Annotated in this window: 2 protein-coding genes; both read left to right on the top strand. The window is 58.6% G+C overall.

What is annotated here, in order from left to right:
• On the top strand, positions 1 to 867 hold an 867-nt coding region (locus tag SPHV1_RS25295; RefSeq protein WP_231634368.1), incomplete at its 5' end, for a hypothetical protein.
• 171 nt (positions 868 to 1,038) lie between these two features.
• A partial coding sequence (locus SPHV1_RS01215; protein ID WP_197277600.1) for an SWIM zinc finger domain-containing protein occupies positions 1,039 to 1,342 on the top strand: 304 nt, incomplete at its 3' end.

The following is a 1,342-nucleotide window of genomic DNA, read 5'->3' as shown; positions in this document are numbered from 1 at the left end:
ATTGCGGTGCCCCATCGCCGTGACCTCGATCTCGGAAAGCCCCTGGCATTGGCATTCGTCGCCGAAGAACTTCCGGAGCTGCTTGATCGAGCCCAGGAGATTTTCCGCCGCAAGGGTGCCTTTCGGCGGTTCAAGGATCTGATCGGAGCACAGGGCAAACTGGATAGCTGGTATGCTTATGAAGAGCGCGCGATGCAGCAGGCGGTCAGAAATTGGTGCGAAGCTCTCGGCATACCGCTTGCCGGCGAGACGCAAGCTGCAGTGCATGGTGAAACGGCCGAACCGTCCCTTCATGCGATGCCTTGTGATGCGTGCGGGGGTTGCGTTCCCACTCTCGAGATGACGCATTTTGGAAGCCGGGAGACCGGATATCGAGATCTATGTAGTCGTTGCTACAACGAGGAAGTAGCGCGCCTGGGCGGCTTGAAGTTCGAGCATGTCGCTTTCGAGCCGGTCGATCTTTTCGATGGACGCGGGAGGAGGCATCGGTTTCATTTTGTGCTGCGCCATCTCGGATCAATGCTGATGCTGGGGGCCTACGAGGTCAGGGCCAATGAGCGCATGGGATACGAGTTCGAGGTCCATGGCGGGCCTGAAGCAGACCCATTCGAACTCATGCAACGGCTCCATAAACGGATGCGACGAGAGCTTGCGATCACTTACCTGGCCGAGACCGAGTTCGGCCTTGGCATCGCCGAAACCAAGGTCGGAGGGCAAATCACCTGCGATCCAGAAGCCGCAGATCGTCTGCCTGTTCTCGTAATCGATGGGCAAGAGGTCGATTGGGATCAGTTCGGCCGCATGCTGATGACTTTCGAGGGGTGGCGGTTCCACCTTGAAATCCAGGAGCCAAGCGAAGAGGTTTGAGCGAGAGGGAAGGGGGGCAGGGCTGATGAGTCGGCAAAAGCATCACAATCGTCGAGCTGCCACTACCCCATGGCCCAGCATCGCAAGATCGATCGCAGGTCTCTGTCAATCGGTCGCCTGCGCAAGTGGCGTTATCCGTGATGCCTCCCACCGGATCGAGCAATCAGCGTCATGATCGAGAGCGAGTTTTCCATGTTTGATCAGGACGTGCTCAGGTCCTTCGCTGGCGACAAGGCTTTCGCGCGCGGCCAGGCTTATTTCCGAGAAGGATTGGTCGAACTGCTCTCAATTGAGCCAAACAGGGTTGTGGCCCGGGTTGCCGGGACACAGGACTATGCTGCCATCGTCCTGTGGCAAGACAGCTCATTCGACGGCGAATGTACGTGCCCGGCCTTTGCGCGCGATGGCTTCTGCAAACATATGGTGGCCGCGGTGCTGGCCGCGAACGCTGCGATCGCTTGTGGAACGGCAGACA

It is taken from the genome of Novosphingobium sp. KN65.2, from assembly GCF_001368935.1.
Classification (GTDB): domain Bacteria; phylum Pseudomonadota; class Alphaproteobacteria; order Sphingomonadales; family Sphingomonadaceae; genus Novosphingobium; species Novosphingobium mathurense.
The sequence above is the reverse complement of the archived record's forward strand: the minus strand, read 5'-3'. Positions and strand labels throughout refer to the sequence as shown.